General features: G+C 74.0%; 14 protein-coding genes. 11 read left to right on the forward strand and 3 right to left on the reverse strand.

The features are described from left to right. Positions 1-750: 750 nt before the first annotated feature. The 6 genes from GQ466_RS19305 to GQ466_RS19330 all read left to right on the forward strand — a co-directional run bounded on the left by GQ466_RS19305 (position 751) and on the right by GQ466_RS19330 (position 6,062). The gene (locus tag GQ466_RS19305; RefSeq protein ID WP_161104393.1) at positions 751-2,211 is read left to right on the forward strand and encodes a flavin-containing monooxygenase; all 1,461 of its coding nucleotides are present in this window, start codon (positions 751-753) and stop codon (positions 2,209-2,211) included. A gap of 9 nt (positions 2,212-2,220) precedes the next feature. Continuing rightward, a complete protein-coding gene (locus GQ466_RS19310) occupies positions 2,221-2,988 on the forward strand; it encodes an SDR family NAD(P)-dependent oxidoreductase (RefSeq protein WP_161104394.1) in 768 nt (255 codons plus the stop codon). 106 nt (positions 2,989-3,094) lie between these two features. Next, positions 3,095-4,039: a DMT family transporter gene (locus GQ466_RS19315; RefSeq protein ID WP_161104395.1), complete on the forward strand. Its 945-nt coding sequence runs from the start codon at positions 3,095-3,097 to the stop codon at positions 4,037-4,039. A 9-nt stretch (positions 4,040-4,048) separates the two neighbouring features. Continuing rightward, on the forward strand, positions 4,049-4,786 hold the full coding sequence (locus GQ466_RS19320; protein ID WP_161104396.1) for a serine protease: 738 nt from the start codon (positions 4,049-4,051) through the stop codon (positions 4,784-4,786). A gap of 9 nt (positions 4,787-4,795) precedes the next feature. Then, complete coding sequence (locus GQ466_RS19325; RefSeq protein ID WP_161104397.1) at positions 4,796-5,731, forward strand: NAD-dependent epimerase/dehydratase family protein; 936 nt, start codon at positions 4,796-4,798, stop codon at positions 5,729-5,731. Positions 5,732-5,741: 10 nt separating this feature from the next. After that, positions 5,742-6,062, forward strand: a complete 321-nt coding sequence (locus GQ466_RS19330; protein ID WP_161104398.1) for a co-chaperone GroES — start codon at positions 5,742-5,744, stop codon at positions 6,060-6,062. Here GQ466_RS19330 and GQ466_RS19335 read toward each other — a convergent pair whose 3' ends face one another. Together GQ466_RS19335 and GQ466_RS19340 are read right to left on the reverse strand one after the other, a co-directional pair. Next, positions 6,063-6,854, reverse strand: a complete 792-nt coding sequence (locus GQ466_RS19335) for a class I SAM-dependent methyltransferase (RefSeq protein WP_161104399.1) — start codon at positions 6,852-6,854, stop codon at positions 6,063-6,065. Beyond that, the gene (locus GQ466_RS19340; protein ID WP_202420798.1) at positions 6,851-8,014 is read right to left on the reverse strand and encodes an alpha-hydroxy-acid oxidizing protein; all 1,164 of its coding nucleotides are present in this window, start codon (positions 8,012-8,014) and stop codon (positions 6,851-6,853) included. Before GQ466_RS19340 ends, GQ466_RS19335 begins: the two co-directional genes overlap by 4 nt. A 284-nt stretch (positions 8,015-8,298) precedes the next feature. On the opposite strand from GQ466_RS19340, the gene GQ466_RS19345 reads away from it, so the two are divergent. From GQ466_RS19345 to GQ466_RS19355, 3 genes are all read left to right on the forward strand, one after another. Next, entirely contained in the window at positions 8,299-9,576 is a 1,278-nt protein-coding gene (locus tag GQ466_RS19345) for an acyltransferase domain-containing protein (RefSeq protein ID WP_161104401.1), read from the forward strand. 5 nt (positions 9,577-9,581) lie between these two features. Next, positions 9,582-14,999: an SDR family oxidoreductase gene (locus GQ466_RS19350; protein WP_161104402.1), complete on the forward strand. Its 5,418-nt coding sequence runs from the start codon at positions 9,582-9,584 to the stop codon at positions 14,997-14,999. Between the two features lie 96 nt (positions 15,000-15,095). Continuing rightward, positions 15,096-16,202, forward strand: a complete 1,107-nt coding sequence (locus GQ466_RS19355) for an NsdA family TPR-like regulatory protein (protein ID WP_161104403.1) — start codon at positions 15,096-15,098, stop codon at positions 16,200-16,202. 9 nt (positions 16,203-16,211) lie between these two features. On the opposite strand, the gene GQ466_RS19360 is transcribed toward GQ466_RS19355, so the two are convergent. Next, positions 16,212-17,558 carry a hypothetical protein gene (locus GQ466_RS19360; RefSeq protein ID WP_161104404.1) on the reverse strand — a complete coding sequence of 449 codons (1,347 nt, stop codon included), beginning with the start codon at positions 17,556-17,558 and terminating at the stop codon, positions 16,212-16,214. A 247-nt stretch (positions 17,559-17,805) separates the two neighbouring features. Between GQ466_RS19360 and GQ466_RS19365 the strand changes: the two genes are divergently transcribed. Next, positions 17,806-19,194: an NsdA family TPR-like regulatory protein gene (locus tag GQ466_RS19365; protein ID WP_161104405.1), complete on the forward strand. Its 1,389-nt coding sequence runs from the start codon at positions 17,806-17,808 to the stop codon at positions 19,192-19,194. 73 nt (positions 19,195-19,267) lie between these two features. Then, positions 19,268-21,058: an APC family permease gene (locus GQ466_RS19370; RefSeq protein ID WP_161104406.1), complete on the forward strand. Its 1,791-nt coding sequence runs from the start codon at positions 19,268-19,270 to the stop codon at positions 21,056-21,058. The last annotated feature ends 7 nt before the right edge of the window (positions 21,059-21,065 follow it).

Consider the following 21,065-nt stretch of genomic DNA (forward strand, 5'->3'; position numbering starts at 1 on the left):
CGCCAGCGTTCGTCCTGAGCCAGGATCAAACTCTCCATCAAGGCCTACACGACACACCCAGGGGGCGAACCCCGGACGCGCCAAACCTTAAGGGATCGAAATCCCAGCATGCCGACCCCGAGATCGGCTTGCCTCAAAGAAATCCCAGACCACCACGCGAACGCGGCGGTCTCGGGGACGGCCCGAACCAATGTCGGGCCGTATAAAGGCACTGGCTTTTAACACGCTGTTGAGTTCTCAAGAAACGGACACCCACCGCGCTCCCACCACTCACATGGTGTTCGCTCCGGGGCGACGTTTTCTACTTTATCAGATCCGCTCGGACTGTCAATTCCGGGCTTTTCTGATTCCTTTGCGTCGGGTTCGCTTTCGCGTTCCGTCCGCAACGGCTCCGCTATTTCACCAGAGATCCCGCGGATGTCAAACCCGCAATTCCCGGCGCACCACAACACACCAGACACGGCGCAAGCCGACACTGGAGAAGGTTGTCGTGGAGGTCCCTCGGGATCGGTCATCGCGATGCACGCGACGTCCCGCACCCCATCGGGGGACAAGCGATAAACCTACGCGCCCGCGCGGCCGATGTCAAGGCGGGGCGCGCGGGCGTTGTCCGGGCGTGTGTCAGGTGGGGTGGACGGCGGGGGCGGCGGCGCTGGAGGATGCCGCACCGGACGCGGGGGTCGCTTGGTGACCCAATGGTCACTTACGCTCGGGAGCGGCCGGGTCGTCCAGGAGCTGGGAGCCGCGAACATGGATGGACCGCACGAGGTCGTGATCATCGGCGCGGGGTTCGGCGGTGTCGGCATGGCGATCACGCTCAAACGCGCCGGCGTGGAAGACGTGGTCGTCCTGGAGCGGGCGGAGTCCCTGGGCGGAACGTGGCGGGACAACACCTACCCCGGTGCCGCGTGCGACGTCCCGTCCCATCTGTACTCGTTCTCGTTCGCACCGAAGACGGACTGGTCCCGGCGCTTTCCACCCCAGCGGGAGATCCTCGGTTATCTGGAGGACACCGCGCGGAAGCACGGCGTCCTGTCGCACATCCGGTTCGGCGCGGACGTGCGCGGCGCGCGGTTCGACGAGCACGCGGCCGTCTGGCGGGTCGACACGAGCGCCGGCGAGGTCGCGGCGCGGGTGTTGGTCTCGGCGTGCGGGCAGCTCAACCGGCCGGTCGTCCCCGCGATCGAGGGCAGCGCGGAGTTCCAGGGCACGGCGTTCCATTCGGCGCGGTGGGACCACCGCGCCGATCTGCGGGGCAAGCGCGTCGCGGTGATCGGGACGGGTGCGAGCGCGGTGCAGATCGTCCCGTCGCTGGCCGGACGCGTCGCGCGTCTCGACCTCTACCAGCGGACGCCCCCGTACGTCATCACCAAGGCCGACCGCGCGTACCGACTCTGGGAACGCACACTGCTGGGCGCGTTCCCAGGTGTCCACACCCTGAGCCGGGCGAAGACGTACGCGCAGTACGAGGCCCGCGCGCTGGGGTTCGTGGTGAATCCGAAGCTCATGGGGTTCATGCGCGGCCGGTTCCTGCGGCGGCTGGCGGAGCAGGTGCCGGACGCGGAACTGCGGCGCAAGCTCGTCCCGGACTACCCGATGGGGTGCAAGCGCGTCCTCATCTCCGACGACTACTACCCGGCGCTGACCCGGCCGGACGTCGATCTGGTCACCGATCCGATCGCGCGCGTCACCGAGCACGGCGTCGTCACCGAGGACGGGACCGAACGCCCCGCCGACGTCATCATCTACGCCACCGGATTCGCCGCCACCGACTTCCTCGCGCCCATGCGGATCGAAGGCCGCGACGGACGCGAACTCAGCGAGGAATGGCGACACGGCGCCCAGGCCCATCTCGGCATCACCGTGGCCGGTTTCCCGAACCTCTTCCTGCTCTACGGCCCGTACACCAACCTCGGCCACAACAGCATCATCTACATGCTGGAATCGCAGTTCCGCTATGTGAGCGCGTGCGTCCGGGCGATGCGGCGGCACGGACTGGCGTCGATCGAGGTGCGTCCGCGCGTCCAGGAACGGTTCGTCCGGGCGATGCGGAAGCGGCTGAGCGGGTCGGTCTGGGAATCGGGCTGCACGAGCTGGTACCAGACGGCGGACGGCACCGTCGTCAACAACTGGCCGGGGTTCACCTTCGCCTACCGGCGCGCGACGCGGCGGCCCGACCCCCGGCACTTCCGGGTGCGCCGCGCGGCTTAGGGTCGGATCATGCCGACTGCCTTCATCACCGGCGCGACCGCCGGGATCGGCGCCGCGTTCGCCCGGCGCCTCGCGTCCGACGGATTCGACCTCGTCCTGCTGGCGCGGAACGGCGAGCGTCTGGACGCGTCCGCGCGGGACCTGTCCGACCGGTACGGCGTGCGCGCCGAGACCGTCGTGGCGGACCTGGCGACGGACGCGGGAATCGAGACCGCCGAGAAGCGCGTCCGCGACGGCGTGGACCTGCTCGTCAACAATGCCGGGTTCGGCAACAAGGGGACGTTCCTGGACGTCCCCGTGAACGCCGAGACGACGATGCTGAAAGTGCACTGCGAGGCGGTGCTGCGGCTGACGCACGCGGCGCTGCCGGGAATGCTGGAGCGCGGCCGGGGCGGAATCGTGAACGTGTCGTCGGTGGCGGCGTTCGCGACGCGCGGCACCTATGGCGCGTCCAAGGCGTGGGTGGTGAGTTTCAGCCGCGGCGTCGCGCACGACATCGCCGCCAAGGGACGGCCGAACGTGCGCGTCATGGCGCTCTGCCCGGGATTCGTGCGGACGGAGTTCCACGAGCGCGCCGGAATGGACGTCCAGGGAATCCCCGAGTTCATGTGGCTGCCGCAGGACAAGGTCGTGGACACCGCGCTGCGGGATCTGCGGCGCGGCGTGGACATCAGCGTGCCGGGCGCGCAGTACAAGGCGATCGTCGCCCTGTCGCGAGTGGTGCCGCAGGGATTGGCGGGGCGTCTGTCGTCGCGGGCCGGGCGCCGGTACGACTGAAATTGCGGAATCGGCGACCGTGCGTTGTCATCCGGCGATCTAGCCGGGCGCGGGGGCGGCGGGCAGGCTGGACGGTCGCCGTCCGCTCGCCGAGAGGAACTCCCGCATGGGCGACTCGCTGGGCAATTTCGTCCTGGCACTGCTCGCGTCCAGCGCTTATTACGTGGCGTTCGTGATCTTCCGGTCGGCGGCGGAGAAGATGCCGCCGCTGCGCGGGAGCCGGCCGTTCACGGTGGCCCGGTCGATGCTGTTCAGCCCGGTGTGGGTCGGCGGCGGGCTGGTGCTGGTGATCGGGCTGGGGTACGAGGTCGTCGCGTTCACGGTGATGCCGATGACGCAGGCGCAGCCGGTGTTCGCGGTGAGCCTGGTGCTGCTGTTGGTCTACACGGCGTTGTTCCTCGGCGAGAAGATGAGCGGCCGGGAGTGGACGAGCATCGCGCTGTTCGTCGTCGCGACCGTGCTCATCGGGCTGTCGGCGCGGACGGACGGCGTCCTGCGCGTCCAGCTCCACGCGACGGACGTGCTGCGGGCGCCGTGGATGATGGTCGCGGTGATGGGACCGGCGCTGGTCATCGCGGGCCTGGTGTGGCTGGTCGGGGACCGCAGGGCCAGCGGACGGCACGCGCGGCGCCTCGCCGGGGTCGCCTACGGGATCGGGTCGGGGGCGTGCGCGGGGCTCGCCGAGGCGGGCATCCGAGGCATGGCGATCCTCTACCACGACACGCAGAGCGTCGCGGCGGTGGCGCGGTCGCCCTATCCGTATCTCACGGTCGTGTTCGCGGGCATCGCGCTGGTCCAGCTCCAGGTGGCGGTGCAGCGGTGCCGGCTGTCGGTGGTGGCGAGCGTCCTGACCGTCATCGGGCGGACGTACCTGCTGATCAGCAGCATGATCCTTTTCCAGGAGCGGTGGCCGGGCGATCCGGTGCCGTACGCGCTGCGCGGCGTCGGGCTCGTCCTGGCGCTGGTCGCGCTGCTGCTGTTCCCCCGGTATGAGAACGCTCCGCGCGGGGAAAACGCCGGAGCGGGTGCGGGGCGGCGGTCCGTCGCCTAGATTGCCGGAATGGACCTTCTCCCCCGGACCCTGGTCGCCCTGGGAGTCGCGGCGGGGGTCATGGGGGCCGCTCCGGCGGCGGCCGTGGTGGGCGGGGCGCCCGCCGACGCGTCCCGGTACCCGTGGCTGGCGTCCGTCGGGTCGCCGTTGTTCTTCGTCCGGCCGGGCGGGCAGTTCTGCGGCGGCGCGCTCGTCGCGCCGGACCGGGTGCTGACGGCCGCGCACTGCGCCTCCCTGTTCAAGTTCGCGCCGGGGCTGATGACCGTGACGTTCGGACGGTCCGACCTCGCGTCCGGCGGCGGCGAGCGGATCGCCGTGAAGAAGATCCGCATCGACGCGCGGTTCCGGGAGAGCGACTTCCGGGGCGAGACCGTCGAGCACCACGACCTCGCGGAGCTGACGCTGACGCGGCGGGTCGCGCGGACGCCCGTCCCGGTCGGCGCGGCGGGCGGGACGGGCCGGGTCCTCGGCTGGGGTCTGCGCAGCGAGAAGGACCTGTTCAACACGCGTCTGTACGCGGCGGACGTCCCGCTGCCCGGCGACGCGGCCTGCCGCCGGGCCTACGGCGGCGCGTACGACGCGTCCGACATGCTCTGCGCCGGGTCCCCGGCCGCCGACACGTGCCAGTTCGACAGCGGCGGGCCGCTGCTCGCCGGCGGGCGGCTGGTCGCGCTGACGTCGTGGGCGTACGGGTGCGCGCGGCCCGGCTACCCCGGCGTGTACGCGCGGGTGGCGCCCTTACGGTGAGGAGTTGACATGCGGGTCCTGGTGACGGGCGCGGGCGGTTACGTCGGGTACGCGGTGGCGCGGCGGCTGGCGGCGGACGGGCACGAGGTGTCCGGGCTCGTCCGGGACGTCCGGCGGGAGGTGCCGCCGGACGTGGCGCCGGTCGCCGGGGATCTGCTGGACCCGCCGGGGCTCGCGGCGGCGCTCGCCCGGTCGTCGTTCGACGGGGTGTGCCATCTCGCCGCCGCCACCCGCGTCCGCGCCTCGTTCGAGAACCCGCTGGGGTTCTTCGCCGTCAACGCGACCGGGACCGCGAACCTGCTGGCCGCGCTGCCCGCCGGGGGACGGCCGCCGCGCGTGGTGTTCGCGTCCACCGCCGCCGTGTACGGGCCGTCCGGCGGGGAGCCGATCGGCGAGGACCGGGTGCCCGATCCGCGCAGCCCGTACGGGGCGTCCAAGCTCGCCGCCGAGCACCTGCTGCGGTTCCACGCGCGGACGGGCGCGATCGGCGTGACGGTGCTGCGGGCGTTCAACGTCGCGGGATCGGTCGACGGCCGTCCCGACCCGGACCGGACGCGGCTCGTCCCGGCGGCGCTGGAGGTCGCGGCGGGCCGTTCGGAGCGGCTGGCGGTGCACGGGGACGGGTCGGCGGTCCGCGCGTTCGTGCACGTGGACGACCTCGCCGCCGCGTACGCCGCCGCGCTGTCGGCGACCGTGCCGGGCGCGGACCGCGTCTACAACGTGAGCGGGGACGAGGCCGTCGGCGTCGCGGCGGTGGTCGCCGAGGTGACGGCCGTGACGGGACGGCCCGTGCCGGTGGAACATCGTCCGGCGCGGCCCGAGCCGTCCCGGCTGGTGGGCGACGCGTCGCTGATCCGCCGCGACCTCGGCTGGCGTCCGCGCCGGTCCGCGCTGACCTCGATCGTCACGGACGCGTGGTCCGCCGCGGTCGCGCGCCGCGGCTAGAATCTGCCGCGTGTCCGCCGCCAAGTTCGAGATCCAGATGCTGCACGACCGCGTCATGATCCGGAGCGAGAAGGACGCGGGCGAGCGCCGCAGCAGCGGCGGCATCGTGATCCCCGCGACGGTCGAGCAGTCCAACCGCCTCGTGTGGGGCGAGGTGTGCGGCGTCGGCCACCACGTCCGGACGGTGAAGGTCGGCGACCGCGTCCTGTACCACCCCGACGACCAGTTCGAGGTCGAGGTGCAGGGCGAGAGCTACCTCGTCATGCGGGAGCGGGACCTGCACGCCGTCGCCAACGAGCGCCCCGAGCACGGCACCGGCCTGTACCTCTGATCAGCGGGTCGCGGTGACGGTGACGGTCGCCATGCCCGGTTCGATGAGGCCCGGGCGCGACAGCCGGTCGATGACGGTGGTCACGTCGTCCGGGCCGATGCCGGGCAGGGCGCTGATCGCCGGACCCAGGTGCTGGATGGTCATCCGCCAGAACCGGCCCATCGGGGTGTCATGGACCGCGGTGGGGCACGTGATGCGCATCTCGACGTCGGTCAGGCCGCGACCGGCCACGTCGTAGGGCAGGTCGAGCGGCCACTCGCAGTCGGTGCCGATCCGCTCCGCGAGCACCGTGAACACGCCCAGGGACACCTTGCGGTAGGCCTCGTCCCGTGCCGCCCACAGCGGGAACAGGGCCGACTCCTCCAGGACCAGCCGGCCGCCGGGGGCCAGCCATCGGGCGATGTCCGCCAGGACGCGGTCGCGCTCGGGGAGGTGGACCAGCAGGTAGCGGGCATGGATCAGGTCGAAGGACGCGTCGGGGAACGAGTCGGACGTCACGTCGTGGCGGACGTACTCCAGGTTGGGGTGGTCGGAGGCGTCCAGGAACCGCAGGTCCAGGTCGGTCGCGGTGACCTGCGCGGCGGGGTGGCGTTCGGCCAGGCGGCGCGCGACCGATCCGGTGCCCGCCGCCAGTTCCAGGCAGCGGCGCACGGGACGGCGCGGCAGCGCGTCCAGGGTCGCGAACGAGACCGGATCCAGCGCCGCGCACAGCGCCTCCAGGCGCTCCCGCTCGTCGGCGTCTTCGTGGCCGAAGACCGTGTCGCCGTAGCGTTCGGCGTTGCGGGTCGTCATGCCGTCATTCCTTTCTCGGTGGGCGGAACGGCGCGGACGTCGGCTTCCGACAGGGACGCGCAGGTCCGGTGGCCGGTCAGCGCGAGCGCGCCGGTGAACTCTTCGCGCAGGCTGCGCAGGACGTGTTCGACGCCCGCCTGTCCCCCGACGGCGAGGCCGTACAGCCAGGGGCGTCCGATCATCACGGCGTCGGCTCCGAGCGCCAGCGCGATCAGCGCGTCGGTGCCGGTGCGGACGCCAGAGTCGAACAGGACGGGGACGCGTCCGCCGACCGCCGCCGCCACCGGGGGCAGGCAGTCCAGCGCGGCCACTCCGGCGTCGAGCTGCCGGCCGCCGTGGTTCGACACGATGAGGCCGTCGACGCCCTCCGCGCACAGGCGGGTCGCCTCGTCGGGGCGGCACACGCCCTTGACGACGATCGGGAGGCTGGTCCACGACCGGAGCAGCGCCAGGTCCTCGGGCTGGAGCGCGGGCTTGGTGAAGACGCGGTTCCACGTCTCGGCCGCCGCCGCGACCATCTCCGGGGTAAGGCCGTCGGGCACGGATCCGAACCCCGCCAGCTCCCAGAACCGGCGGTCCGAGACGTAGTTGCCGAGGCCGTGCGCGTGCTGGAAGGGGAAGAAGCCCGAGGACAGTTCCCGCGTCCGCCACCCCGCCACGTGGCAGTCGCCCATCACCACGATCGCGGTGTATCCGGCGGCCTCGGCCCGCTCGATCAGGGAGCGGGCCAGTTTCTCGTCGTCGGGCCAGGCGAACTGGAACCATCGTTGCCCGTTCGGTGCAGCCTCGGCGACGTCCTCCAGCGGGGTCGACGTCACCGCCGACAGCACCTGGACCGCTCCGACCCGCTCGGCCGCCCGCGCCGCCGCCGCCTCGGCCTCGGGGTGCGCCAGCTCGGCCACCCCCGCCGGGGCCAGCATCACCGGCATGCTCATCGGGGTGCCCAGCACGGTGCGGGACGGGTCGGCGGGCGCTCCGTCGCGCAGCACCCGGTAGGTCAGCCCCCAGCGGCCGAACGCCGCCTCGTTCGCCGCCACGGTCCGCTCGCGGCCCGCGCCGCCCGCGATGTAGTCGAAGTGTTCGCGCGGCATGTCGCGCCGCGCCGCCTCTTCCAGTCCTTTCGGGGTGAAGGGGAACGGACTCCCTCCGGCGGCGAACACCTGGGTTTGGTAACTGCCCGTATAGGCCACAGCACCGTCTCCTCTCGTTGACGTCTTCCACCCCAGTAGTTCGCCGACCGCCGGGCGGATCAACGAGATCCCGCACCCTGACATGTCACGCCTTGGGAGAACGTCACGCCTTCTCGTCGGGCGCTCGTCCGCGCAGGGCGTGACAACCGGAAAAGGCGTGACATGTGGACCGCGCGACGTCCTGGCAAGGAAATCCGGGGGCGGAGTAGGCAGGGAAGAAGAACCCCCTGCCGTCATCGTCATGAAGGACACGCATGCCAATCGAAGCGAAAACGACCATCGCCGGCTCACACGTGAACGGGCACGGATTGCCCGGGAAGGCCGTCCGGCGGAGAACCGCCGTCGTCTTCCCGGGGCAGGGCGCTTACCGGCCGGGCATCCTCCAGGAGCTGCGCACCGCCTCGCCCGAGTCCGGCGCCGTCCTGGAGGAGATCTCCGCCGCGCTCGACGGCGGACTCGACCGGCTGCTCGGCAGGGACAGGGACGCGTCGCCCGAAGACCTCGCGGCCGACGCGCCGGACCTGCTCCAGACGGCCGTCTTCGCCGCCTCGGTCGCGCTCTGGGCGGCACGCCACCGCGACCTGCCGGACGACGCCGTGCTGGTCGGGCACAGCCTCGGCGAGATCGCCGCCGCCACCTGCGCGGGAGCCTTCTCGATCGCCGACGGCGCCCGGATCCTCCAGGCGCGCAACGACGCGCTCATGGACCTCACCGTCCGCGACGGCGGCATGGTCGCACTCGGACTCGACGACGCGCGGGCCTCGGCCCTGCTCCGTTTCGTGGACGACCCCACCCTCGCCGTGGCGTGCCGGAACGCGCCGGACCAGACGGTGGTGTCCGGCTCGTCCGGCGCCCTGGCCCGCGTCGGGGAGACCGCGCGGGCCCTGGCCGTGCCCGCCGCCGCGCTCCCCGCGCCGTTCCCGTTCCACGGACCGCGCATGGCGCCGGTCGCGGCCCGGCACCGGGAGCTCATCGACGGCATCCCGCAGCGGCCCCTGTCCTGGAACCTCTACTCCACGCTGCGCCGCCGGCACCTGACCGACGCCGACGACATCGGCGCGACGCTGGTCGACCAGGAACTCGTCACCGTGGACTTCCTGGACGCGGTCCGGACGCTCCACGCGCACGGCGTCCGCGACTTCGTCGAATGCGGGGCCGGCGAGACCATGGTCCGGGCCGTGCGCCGCAGCGTGCCCGCGGTCGACTGCCGGACCTGGGACGAACGGCAGGAACACCGGCCGGCACCGCCGGTCGAGCGGTCCCCCGCGCCGGACGAGCCGCCGGAGGACGTCCTCGACGCCCTGCGCGCCCTCTACGCCGAAGTCCTCGGCTACCCGGTGGAGGTCATGGCGGACGACGCCGACCTCGAAGCCGACCTCGGCGTCGACTCCCTCAAGCAGACCGAACTGCTCGTCCGGGCGGCCGGGCGGTTCGGGCTGCCCGAGACCGGCGATCTCAAGGTGTCCGACCTCCCCACGCTGGCGTGCGTGGCCGACGAGGTCCGCCGCCGCCTCGACCACGGGACGCGGTGAGGGCCATGTCGGAGTTCGACGGCAGGACCGTGCTCGTCACCGGGGGTGGCCGCGGGATCGGCAGGACCATCGGCGCCCGCTTCGCGCTCGACGGCGCCCGCGTCTTCCTCAACTACTTCCACTCCCGCGAGGCGGCCGAGGCCACGGCCGCCGAGCTGACCGAGGCCGGGGGCCGCGTGGAACTGCTCCACGGCTCCGTCGCCAAGCCCGACGACCTGTGCCGCATGATGGACCACGTCCGGGCCGCGGCGGGCGGCCTCGACGTCCTGGTCAACAACGCCGCGCTGGGCACGCTCGCGCCCATGCGCGAGCTGACGGAACGCGCCTGGACGCAGAGCTGGCAGACCACCGTGCAGGGGACCGTCGACTGTTCGCTCCTCGCCGCCGAGATCATGCGGCCCGGCGGCGCGATCGTCACGATGTCCTCGATCGGCGCCGGTCTCGTCCTCGGCAACTACGCGGCGCTGGGCATCGCCAAGGCCGCGGTGGAGTCGGCGACCCGCTACCTCGCGGTCGAGCTGGCCCCGCTCGGGATCCGGGTCAACTGCGCGTCGTGCGGCATCATCGAGAGCCCGGTGCTGGGGAAGTTCCCCGAGTCGGACGAGCTGCGCGACGTCGTCGCGGCGGCGACGCCGTTCGGCCGCCTCGCCGAGCCCGACGAGTACGCCGACCTCGTCCTGTTCCTCGCCTCGGAGCGGGCGCGGTGGATCACCGGTCAGACCGTGCTCGCCGACGGCGGGCTCAGCCTCGGCGCGCCCCTGCTGACTCCGCCGACACACCGGGCCCCGAAACCGGCTCCCGTCGCGTCGCCCGAGCCGGTGGACGCGGGCGAGGCGATCGCCATCGTGGGGACGGGCTCGGTGGTGCCCGGCGCGGACGGCTCCGACGCCCTGTGGAAATTGCTCACCTCCGGGGATCCGGTCTTCCGGGAGCCCGGACGGCGGTGGTCGGACAGCTACCACGCGCCCGACCTCATCTACGCGCGGGAGCTGGGGTTCGTCACCACCGACGAACCGGACCGTGCCGAGGACTACAACACCACGTGGCTGCGCAGGGCCCTTGCGGAGGCCTGGGACGGCGTGGTCAGCCGTCCGGACGACAGGACCGCGCTCTACGTCGGGGCGACGCCCGACGGGAGCCAGCACCTGGAGGAGTCCGTGGTCCTTTCCGCTCTGCGCCGGGGCCTCGCCGGAGCGCCGGGCGCCGAGGAGGTGATCCGAGCGGCGCGCGAGCACCTGCGCCATGCCGCGCCGGATCCCGTCCGCTGTCTTCCGCACGTCGCGGTCACGGCGGCGGCCGAAGCCGTCCTGCCGCCGCGCTCCGACGTCACGGTCGTCGACACGGCGTGCAGTTCGTCGCTGTACGCCGTCGACCTCGGCATGCGCCGCCTGCGCTCGGGCGCCTGCGACGTCGCCGTCTGCGGGGGCGCCTTCGCCCTCACGCCGCGGTCGGTGGCGCTGTTCGCCGCGCTGCGCGGGCTCAGCCCCACGGGCGCCGTGCGCGCCTTCGACGGCGCCGCCGACGGGACGCTGTTCGCCGACGGCGCCGCCGTGGTCGTCCTGAAGACCCTGGAGCGGGCGCGTGCGGACGGGGATCGGGTGCTCGGCGTCCTCACCGGCCTCGGCACGTCCTGCGACGGCAAGGGCAAGGCGATCTACGCGCCCAGCAGCCGGGGGCAGGTCCTGGCCGTCCGGCGCGCCTACCGGGCGGGCCCGTCGCCGGAGGACGTCTCGTGGATCATCGCGCACGGCACCGGGACGCGGGCCGGGGATCAGGCCGAGTTCGCCACGCTGGCGTCGGAGTTCGCGCACGGTCTCGTGCTGACGTCGAACAAGTCGCTCATCGGGCACACCGGATGGCCGTCGGGCGTGCTGTCGGTGATCCACGCCGTGGAGGGGCTGCGGCGCTCCGCGATCCCCGCCCAGCGGCCCGCCGTCACCGCGCCCAGCCCGGACCTGCCCGCCCGGTTCACCGTCCCGGACGGCGAGGTGCCCTGGCCCCGTCCGGACGCCGGTGTCCGGACCGTGGCCGTCGACTCCTTCGGCTTCGGCGGCACCAACGCCCACGCCGTGATCACCGAGGACCATCCCGGGCTCCAGGCGAACCCGAGGCCGGCCGAGCGGGATCCGGTCGTGCTGGTCGGCTGGAACGCCGTCGTGCCCGGACGGCCGTCCCGGCAGGACGTCGCGGACTGGCTGGTCTCCGGCGCGGGCGAGACTCCGGCGGCGTTCGCGACGGTGCCCCCGGTGCCGTTCCGCATGCTCCGGACGCCCCCGGCGACCCACCGGACCCTCGACCCGGCGCACCGGCTCGCGCTGCTGGCGGTCGACGGGCTCCACGACGAACTCGGCGCGTTCTGGTCCGAGGTCAAGGACACCTGCGGAGTGATCGGTGCGCATTGCGGTCTCACCTCGCATGCGGCGCGGCACACCGTCCGCTACGCGCTGGACGACCTCCGCGGCGCCGTGGGGCGCGCCGCGTCGTTCGACCGCTTCGCCGCCGAGGCGCGCGACGCCGTCGAAGAGGCCACCGAGGACTCCTTCCCCGGCGGCATGCCGTCGGTGATGCCGGCGCGCGTGGCCGCCGCGCTGGACTTCCACGGCCTGGCGATGAACTGCGACACCGGCACGTGCTCCGGCGTGGACGCGCTGCGGGCGGCCTGCGATCACCTGGCCTCCGGCGACCTCGACCTCGCCCTGGTGGTCTGCGTCAACGCCCACAGCGACGCGGCGTGGGCCGACCTCGTCCTGCCCGCGTTCGACGACGGCGTCGCCGAGCTGGGCGAGGCGGCGGTGTGCTTCGCGCTGACGCGGCGGTCCCACGCCCTGCGCAACGACCTGCCGGTGCTCGCCACGCTCGGCGATGCGACCGGCGTCAGTGCGGAGGGCTCCCGTCCCCGGCCGCTCGAACGGCGCAGCTACATGGCGGCCGACTCCGCCTTCGCGGTGCTGGCCCACGTCCTGCGGCGGGAGGACGCGACGGTGTGCTGGACGGACCCCTTCACCGGCCGCACCGCGCGCCTGGCCGTCGCCGCTCCCGCTCCCCCGGCGTCCGAGGTCGTGCATCGTTACGCCCTCGCGCACCGGCCCGTCCCGGCCGTGGCCGCCGAGACGGCGGTCGAGATGTTCCCCGACCACTGCCTCGTGCTCACCAACGGCCCGGAACCGCCCGCGACGCTCCCGCCGCACACGCTCGTCGTCTCCACGGCGGACGTTCCGGGGCGTCCCGGCGTGCACACGGCCGTGCCGGACGAGGGCGTCATCGCCGGCCTGGTCACGGCGACGGGCTGGCGGCCCCGGCACCTGCGGATCGTCGCCGACGCCGACGCCGACGTCCTGGACCTCCACGACCTGGCCTTTCTCGCCCTCAAGGAGTGCTTCGACGACCTCGGGCGCGGCAGCGTGGCGACGCTCGTGCACAACGCGGTCGCCCACGGGCAGCCGGTCGCCCGGGCCGGACTGTTCACCGGCTTCGGCAGGACGGTGGCCTGCGACCTTCCGGACGCCACGGTCCACTGCGTCCTGTCCGACGCCGACATGCCGGAGAACGGCCTGCGCCATTGGGCCGAAGAACTCGGACGGCACTCCACCACCGGGACCGTTCTCCGCATCGGCGCCGACCGGTTCGAGCCGCTGCCCACGCCCGCGCCCGAACCACCGGCGACGCCGTCTCCGCCGCTCGACGACTCCAGCGTCATCGTCGCGGCGGGCGGGTCGCGCGGCATCACGGCGGCGCTGCTGGACGATCTGACGCGCGCCGTCCGGCCGAAGATCTGGATCCTCGGGCGCGGCGAGATCACCGGCGGCCCGGCGCTGCCGCCCGGCACGTCGCGCAGCGACCATCTCCGCGCCCGCAGACGCGACGACCCGTCCGTCTCGGTCGCGGCGGCCAGCCGCGAATACGACCGGCACGTCGAACGGCAGGAGACCCTCGACACCCTCCGGGCGCTGCGGGACCGGTGCGGCGCCGACCGCGTGACGTACCTGACGTGCGATGTCCGGGATCGGGCGGCGGTCCGGCGGAGCGTCGAACAGATCCTGGCGGAGGACCCGGTCATCGACCTGCTGCTGTTCGCGGCGGGCGTCAACCGGTCCACCGAGACGCGCCGCAAGTCGCTGGAGGAGTTCCGGCTCGTCCGGGACGTCAAGGTCCGCGGGCACGCGCACCTGCGCGACGCCTTCGGCCCGCGCCGGCCGCGGACATGGATCGACATGGGCTCGGTCTCGGCGTTCACCGGCCAGCCCGGCAGCACCGACTACACCTCCGCCAACGACTACCTGGCGACCGCCGCCCAGCAGGCGAACGCGGAGGGCTTCGACCACCGCACCATCGCCTGGCCCATCTGGAAGGAGACCGGGCTCGCCTCCGGCGCGATCATGCGCGAGCAGCTGGCCCGGCAGGGCTACACCGCGATCACGACGGCGGAGGGCGTCCGGCAGTTCCGGCACGTCCTGGCCGGGCCGTCGCATCCGCCGTGCACGCTGCTCCTCGGCCCGCTGGACGCGGAGGTCGCCGACCGGCGTTTCCCGGGCGTCATGGCCGCGGCCGACGCACCGGACCACCCGCTCCTGAGCGAGGCTCCGTCCGGGGCGGGCGACGTCGGGTGCAGCCTCGACGTCGCGCGCCACGCCTACCTCGACGACCATCTGGTCGACGGCAGGCCGACCGTTCCGGGCGCCTTCCTCGTGGAGGCGGCGGTCGAGGCCGCGGCGGCGGTGTGCCCGGGGCGTCTCCCCGTCCGCGTTCTCGACGGGATCTTCGAGGGCTTCCTCAAGGCGCACCCGCGCACCGGCACCGTCGACTTCCGGATCAGGACCGCGATCGACCGCTCCGACGACCGGGAGACCCACGTCGCCGTCACCTTCCACAGCGACCTTCCCGGCGGGCTCGCGAGCCGTCGGCACGCCCGCTGCACCGTGGTCCTCGCCGACGCCGCACCGGACGCGCCACGGCATCCGATCGTCGTCCCGCCCGGCGCCGTGCCGCTGCCCGACCCGTACCACCTGCCGAACGGCTCGATCGTCCTGCGCGGGGCCTTCGCCACGACCGCCGCCACCTCCGTGCACGACGGCACCGCCTACGGCCGCTTCGCGCCGCCCGAACACGTCCACCGGCCGCCCTTCACCGGCTTCCGCACACCGGCGCTCCTGCTCGACGCGCTCGCCCGGATCGCCGTTCTGCTGGAAGGGACGGCGACCGACCTCCCGGTCCACGCGCTCAAGTCCTTCCGGGAGATCACCTTCCACCGGACGGGCAGCGATCGCGACGTCGCGGACCGGGCCGTCCTGCTGAGCGCCGTGCGGGACCACGGCTGTTCGTGCACCGCCGCCGACGAGGAAGGGGAGGTCGTCCTCACGATCCGCGGTCTCGAAGGCCATCCGAAGGGCGTGGCCCGCCTCGACCCGGCCCCGGATCGTCCTTGACAGATTTTGTTACGTCTGCCAGAAACGAGAAGGACGGCCCGCGCAGGACGATGCCGCGTTCGCCGAGGCCGCCTCCTCCGACTCGGGAGCGTTGCCATGACGCTGTCACGTCCCCCCGGCCGAGGACCGAACGGCGCGTTGCGGAGACTGCTCGCCGAGGCGCTGGCGCGCGGGCTGGGCCGACGGGTCACGGCCGCCGCGCCGACTCGGGACCCGGTGACCGTCGACGCCCCGCCGGGCGGCCCGATCGCTCCGACGGCGCCGCCGCGCGGCACCGGCCGCGCCCGCGCGCACCCGAGCACGCCGGCGCCCGACGCCGAGGCCATGGTGCGCGCGTTCGCCACCATCGACGACGGCTTCGGCGGCGGCCACTCCCGCGTCGCGCTGGCCGCGTACCTCGCCCGCGACATCGCCCCCCGGCTCGGCGACATCGGCGCCGGCGGGGCGGCGCGCAGCGGGCTCTGGTCGGCCGCGACCCGGCTGACCTACCGATGCGGGTTCATGTGCTTCGACGAGGAACTCCCCGATCTCGCGCAGCGCTACTACCGCGTCGCGCTGGACCTGGCGTCCGCGGCCGGGGACGCCGCCGCCCGCGCGGTCGTCCTGCGCACGATGTCGAACCAGGCCCGGCTGCTCGGCCACCGCCGCCGCGCGGTCCATCTCGCCGAGGCCGCCGTGGTGACCGGCGGACGGGCGGTCCCCCCGGCCCGCAGCGCGTTCCTGCTCGGCCAGGTCGCCGTCGCGTCGGCCGCCGCCGGTGACCGGACCAACGCGGTGTCGTCGCTGAGCGCGGCGGAGCGCCAGTTGAGCCGCGCCACGTCGCAGTCGGCGGCCGAGGACGCGGCGATGGGCGGCTACCATCTCGCCGCGCTGTGGCACCAGCAGGCCGCCGTCCGGGCCCTGCTGGGCGACCGGGCGGGCGCCGTCTCGGCGCTCGCCGTCTCCCTCGCGCACCGTCCGGCCCAGGAACGACGGTCCCGCACGATCACCCGGGCGCGTCTCGCGGAACTCCAGCTCGCCCAGGGCGAGGTCGAGCAGGCGGTCGGGACCTGGCACGCGTTCCTGGACGACTACCGCCACCTGCGCTCGGCCCGCGCCACCACCGCGCTGCGCACCCTGCGCTCCCGGCTCGCCCCGCACGCGGCCGACCGGGACGTCGCGGGGCTCCTGGCGCGCGCCGGCGCCGAATCCCGGCCGCGCTGACCCGGGCGATCAGACGAGCGAGTCGGGACGTTCCGCGACGGCACCGCCCGCCGGAGCGTCCTCGACCGGCCCGGCGGCCCGGACGGGGTAGGGCGTGGTGTCGACGGAGCGCCGCCGGCACGTCAGCGGCCCGAGGCCCGCCAGCGCCGCGACGACCTGCTCCCGCAGCCCCGCCGGGGCCGACCGGGTGACGACGAGCCCGAGCGCGGTGGCACCGGCCAGCGGCTCGGCCTCCAGATCCGCCAGACGGGTCACCACCCGCACCGCGGGGAAGCGGGCCGAGCGGCGGGCGACCCGCACGTCCGGATCACGCTCGTCGGCGGCGAGGACGAAGGTCAGCTCGCTGCCGGACGACACCGAGGCGATCGTCTGCGCCCGGTCGGACGCGGCGTCGCACAGCACGTCGAAGTGGTGCCCGGCCAGCTCCGGGACGTGGTCGCGCAGCGCCGTCACGATCGGCAGGGCGTCCTCGACGGCCATGCCGGGGTCGATCACGAAGGACACCGCGTCGCGCGCCCGGGCCGCCGCCGGGACGTCCGCCACGTCGTGGACGACCTCGGCGGCGGGGCCCGCGCAGGCCGTCAGGACGGGGAGCGACGCGTGGCGCCGGTCCCCGATCACCACGACGCGATCGCCCCGGGCCGCGTAGGCGGCGGCGTCGGCCTGGACGGCGGTCACCAGCGGGCACGTCCCGTCGATCACCCGCAGCCGCCGCCGGGCCGCCTCCGCCCGGACCGCCGGGGGCACGCCGTGCGCGGGGAACGCCACCGGGGCTCCGTCGGGCACCGCGTCGAGGTCGTCGACGCAGACCACGCCGGCCTGTTCCCACCCCGTCGGCCACGGCGCGCCGGTGACGGGACGGCCGACGACGAACACCCGGCCGCCGTCCGATCGGGTCGCCGCGCGCGCCATGCCGTCGATCATCCGCGCCGCGCGCCGTCCGCCCCGGCACAGGGCCGGCATGTCGGTCACGAGCAATCGGCGGCTCCGCAGCAGCGCCGTCCATCGCCCCATCGCCGCGCTCACCGCGGCCGAGGCGACGCCGTCGTCGCGATGGGCCACGAGCGCGAATCCGCCGACGCCGCCGTCGCGGCCCACCCACGAAACCGCGGACAGGACACCGGCGGCCGACGGCCCCGCGCCGATCTCCCCGCCGCCCGGCACCGCGCGCAATTCCACGACGCGATCATTTCCGGCGCCGCGCGCGAGCGTTTCGGACATCCATTCGACCAGCAAAGGGGCGGCGTCACAGCGGACCACGCCGCGTTCCGGATCAGTGAACCACGGCAGGACCAGCACGCACCCGATCCGGCCGTCGGGGACCCGGACCTGCCGCCGCTGCAGAGTTAGTTTCATCACGCTCCACTGAACGCGCCAACGTTAACACGGGCCCGCGTTGATCACATTGCACGGCACAAAGAGCAGGGAAGGTATAGCGCATTCACGCCCGGCGGCCCAGAAATATGTCTCGCTTGAACGGCATGTCTCGCCTGCGGTCGACGCGACGGAGGATTGAACGCAAAGAATCCAGGTACGATCCGCCCATGACTCCCAAGGCGAAGAACCGTCGGGAGCGCGACAATCCCCCTAGTGGAGCACGGAAATGGCGGATTCCCGGATCCCCAACCCTTTGCTGCGCGCCCTGCTCGACGAGACCGGATGGAGCGGTGCCGAGCTGGCGCGGCACGCCGCCGCGGTCGCGGCCGAACAGGGCTCCCCGCACACCTTCGACCGCAAGACGGTGTCGTTCTGGCTGACGGGGCGCCGTCCGCGACCGCCCGTTCCGGCGATCGTGGCCGAAACCTTCTCCCGTGCCCTCGGCCGCCGCGTGACCGTCGCCGAGACCGGTCTGGCCCGCGCGGCGCCGCGCCCCTCGGCCGCCCGCACGAGCCCGCACGCCGGACCGTCCGACCCCGCGGCGGCGCTGCGCGACCTCGGCCGGACCAAGCATCACGGGCCGGCGGACGCCGCGTACCGCCTCGCCCTGCTCGACGTCCCGACGTGGACCCGGGCCGCGGGCGGACGGACCGCGCCGACCATCCCGACGGACCAGGCCGAGACGGTGACCGCGCCGCAGGTGGAGACGGTCGAGCAGATGGTGCGGCTGTTCCTGGACAACGACGGCGCGTTCGGCGGCGGCTACGCCCGCGGGCCGCTCGCCGCGTACCTGGCCCATGACGTGGCGCCCCTGCTTCGGGCGTCCGCCCCGCCGCCGCTGCGCCTGCGGCTGCTCCGCGCCGCGACCCGGCTGACCTATCTGTGCGCGTTCACCTGCTTCGACGACGAGGAGCACGCCCTCGCCCAGCGCTACCACCGCGCCGCCCTCGACCTGGCCGTCGAGGCGGCGGACCCGGCGGGCTACGCTGTCGTCCTGCGGGCCATGTCGGTCCAGGCCCGCTCGCTCGGGCACCACCACGAAGCCCTCGTCCTCGCCGAGAACGCCGCCGCCACCGGGCAGCGGAAGGCGGGCCCCGCCCGGCACGCGTTCCTCCTCGGCCAGGTCGCCGTCGCCGCCGCGGCCGAGGCCGACCGCTCGACCGCGCTCTCGGCCCTCGCGGCGGCCGAACGCCTGCTGGACCGGTCGACCTCGCGGTCCACGGCCCACCAGGTCCGGCCGTCGCAGACCGCGCCCGGGCCCGCGGACGTCATCGGGGGCTACCATCCGGCCGCGCTCGCCCACCAGGAGGCCGCCGTCCGGGCGCTGCTCGGCGACCTCCGGGGCGCCATCGCGGCGCTGAAGACCTCCCTGCGGCACCGGCCGTCCGACGAGCGCCGGTCCCGCGCGGTCACCACCGCCCGCCTGGCCGAACTCCAGCTGCGGACCGGGCACCTCGACCAGGCCGTCTGCACCTGGCACGCGTTCCTCGACGACTATCCCCATCTGTCGTCCGGCCGGGTGACCTCGGCGTTGCGCACCATGAAGGCCCACCTGCGTCCCCACGCCGACAACGCCGGAGCACGCCACCTCCTCGCCCGGGCCGCCGAGCTGTAGGCGGCATGGGCGCGGGTCGTCCCGGGTACATGATCATCGCCGCGCCGGGGGGCGCGCGGCGGGGGGTGGCCGCATGCCGGGACGGATCGCGCCGCGCGTGCCGCCGCGGCGGGCCGAGCGGGAGCGGCTCGGCGCGTTCGGCGGGCTGGCGGCGCTCTCGCTGGACGCGCTGAGTTCGGTCGCGTACGGGCCGGAGGCGATCGTCCTCGTGCTCGTCGCGGCCGGGACGTCGGCGGTGCGGCTGACGCTGCCGGTCGCGGGCGCCATCGCGGTGCTGCTGGCGGTGCTCGTCGTGTCGTACCGGCAGGTCATCGCCGTCCATCCGAACGGCGGCGGCTCGTACGCGGTCGCCAAGAGCGAGCTGGGCGGGCCGGTCAGCCTGCTGGCGGCGGCGAGCCTGGTCGTCGACTACGTCCTGACGGTCGCGGTGAGCCTGTCGGCGGGCGCGGCGGCGGTGGTGTCGGCGTTCCCAGGGCTGTCGGGGCACATGCTGACGCTCGCGCTCGGCGGGCTCGCGGTGCTGACGGCGGTGAACCTGTGGGGCATCGCCGAGAGCGCGCGGGTGCTGATGCTGCCGATGGCCGCGTTCGTCACGGTGATCCTCGCGGTGATCGTCACCGGGCTGGCCCGGGGGCATCCGGCGGCGGCGGTCGGCGGGGCGCCGGCCGTGCACGCGGCGGAGGCGGTCGGGTTCCTGCTCGTCCTCAAGGCGTTCTCGGCGGGCTGCTCGGCGCTGACGGGCGTCGAGGCGATCGCCAACGCCGTCCCGGCCTTCCAGGAGCCCCGGGCGCGGCGGGCGCAGCGCACCGAGATGATGCTCGGCGCGCTGCTCGGGACGATGCTGCTCGGGCTCGCGCTGCTCATCACCCGCGACCACGTCGCGCCGCGCGCGGGCGTGACCGTCCTCGCGCAGCTCACGGCGGGCGCTTTCGGGACGGGCCCGCTCTACTACGCCGCGAACCTCGTCACGACGCTCGCGCTCTGCCTCGCCGCGAACACGAGCTTCGGCGGGCTGCCGGTGCTGCTCAGCCTGCTCGCCAAGGACGGGCGGCTGCCGCACCTGTTCGCGCTGCGGTCGCGGCGGCCGGTGTACCGGTTCGGGATCGTCGCGCTCGCGGTGTGCGCGGCGGTGCTGCTCCTCGCGGTGGACGCCGAGACGTCCCGGCTCATCCCGCTGTACGCGATCGGCGTGTTCATCGGGTTCACGGTCAGCCAGACGGGCCTCGTCCGGCACTGGCGGACGAGGCGTCCCCCGCGCTGGGCGGTGCACGCCGTCCTGAACGGCACCGGGGCGCTGCTGACGGCGACGGCGGCCGTCGTGTTCCTCGTCACCAAGTTCCTTGAGGGCGCGTGGGTCGTCGCCGTGATCATCCCGCTGCTCATGCTGCTGTTCTCGCGGATCCAGGGCTACTACCACGCGGTGGAACGGGAGCTGGCCGCGGGCGAGATCGTGCCGCCGCCGCGCGCCACCGCCGGGCTGGTGATCGTCCCGGTCGGCGGCATCGACCGGCTGACCGCGCAGGCGCTGCGGGCCGCGCTGACGCTCGGTCCTGAGGTCGTCGCGATCGCCGTCCACGACGACCCCGAGCGCGGCGCGGCGTTCCGGGACCGGTGGAACCGGTGGGGCCCGGGCGTGCGGCTGGAGACGCTGAGCAGCCCGGACCACACGGTCGTCCACCCGATCGTCGGCTACGTGAAGGAGCGGCGGGACCGGCAGGTCGCGGTGCTCGTCCCGGAGGTCGAGCCGCGCCGGTGGCGGTTCCGGCTGCTCCAGGACCCGCGTCCGGTGATCCTCGCGACCCTGCTGCGCGCCGAGACGGACGCGATCGTCTGCACCTACCCCTACCGGCTGACGTCGCGGTGACCGTTTC

It is taken from the genome of Actinomadura rayongensis (assembly GCF_009831215.1).
Lineage (GTDB): Bacteria > Actinomycetota > Actinomycetes > Streptosporangiales > Streptosporangiaceae > Spirillospora > Spirillospora rayongensis.

Coding starts and splice junctions, on each gene's coding strand:
- GQ466_RS19310 (WP_161104394.1), top strand. CDS start 2,221: ATGCCGACTGCCTTCATCACCGGCGCGACCGCCGGGATCGGCGCCGCG.
- GQ466_RS19305 (WP_161104393.1), top strand. CDS start 751: ATGGATGGACCGCACGAGGTCGTGATCATCGGCGCGGGGTTCGGCGGT.
- GQ466_RS19320 (WP_161104396.1), top strand. CDS start 4,049: ATGGACCTTCTCCCCCGGACCCTGGTCGCCCTGGGAGTCGCGGCGGGG.
- GQ466_RS19335 (WP_161104399.1), bottom strand. CDS start 6,854: ATGACGACCCGCAACGCCGAACGCTACGGCGACACGGTCTTCGGCCAC.
- GQ466_RS19360 (WP_161104404.1), bottom strand. CDS start 17,558: ATGAAACTAACTCTGCAGCGGCGGCAGGTCCGGGTCCCCGACGGCCGG.
- GQ466_RS19345 (WP_161104401.1), top strand. CDS start 8,299: ATGCCAATCGAAGCGAAAACGACCATCGCCGGCTCACACGTGAACGGG.
- GQ466_RS19365 (WP_161104405.1), top strand. CDS start 17,806: ATGGCGGATTCCCGGATCCCCAACCCTTTGCTGCGCGCCCTGCTCGAC.
- GQ466_RS19350 (WP_161104402.1), top strand. CDS start 9,582: ATGTCGGAGTTCGACGGCAGGACCGTGCTCGTCACCGGGGGTGGCCGC.
- GQ466_RS19355 (WP_161104403.1), top strand. CDS start 15,096: ATGACGCTGTCACGTCCCCCCGGCCGAGGACCGAACGGCGCGTTGCGG.
- GQ466_RS19325 (WP_161104397.1), top strand. CDS start 4,796: ATGCGGGTCCTGGTGACGGGCGCGGGCGGTTACGTCGGGTACGCGGTG.
- GQ466_RS19370 (WP_161104406.1), top strand. CDS start 19,268: ATGCCGGGACGGATCGCGCCGCGCGTGCCGCCGCGGCGGGCCGAGCGG.
- GQ466_RS19315 (WP_161104395.1), top strand. CDS start 3,095: ATGGGCGACTCGCTGGGCAATTTCGTCCTGGCACTGCTCGCGTCCAGC.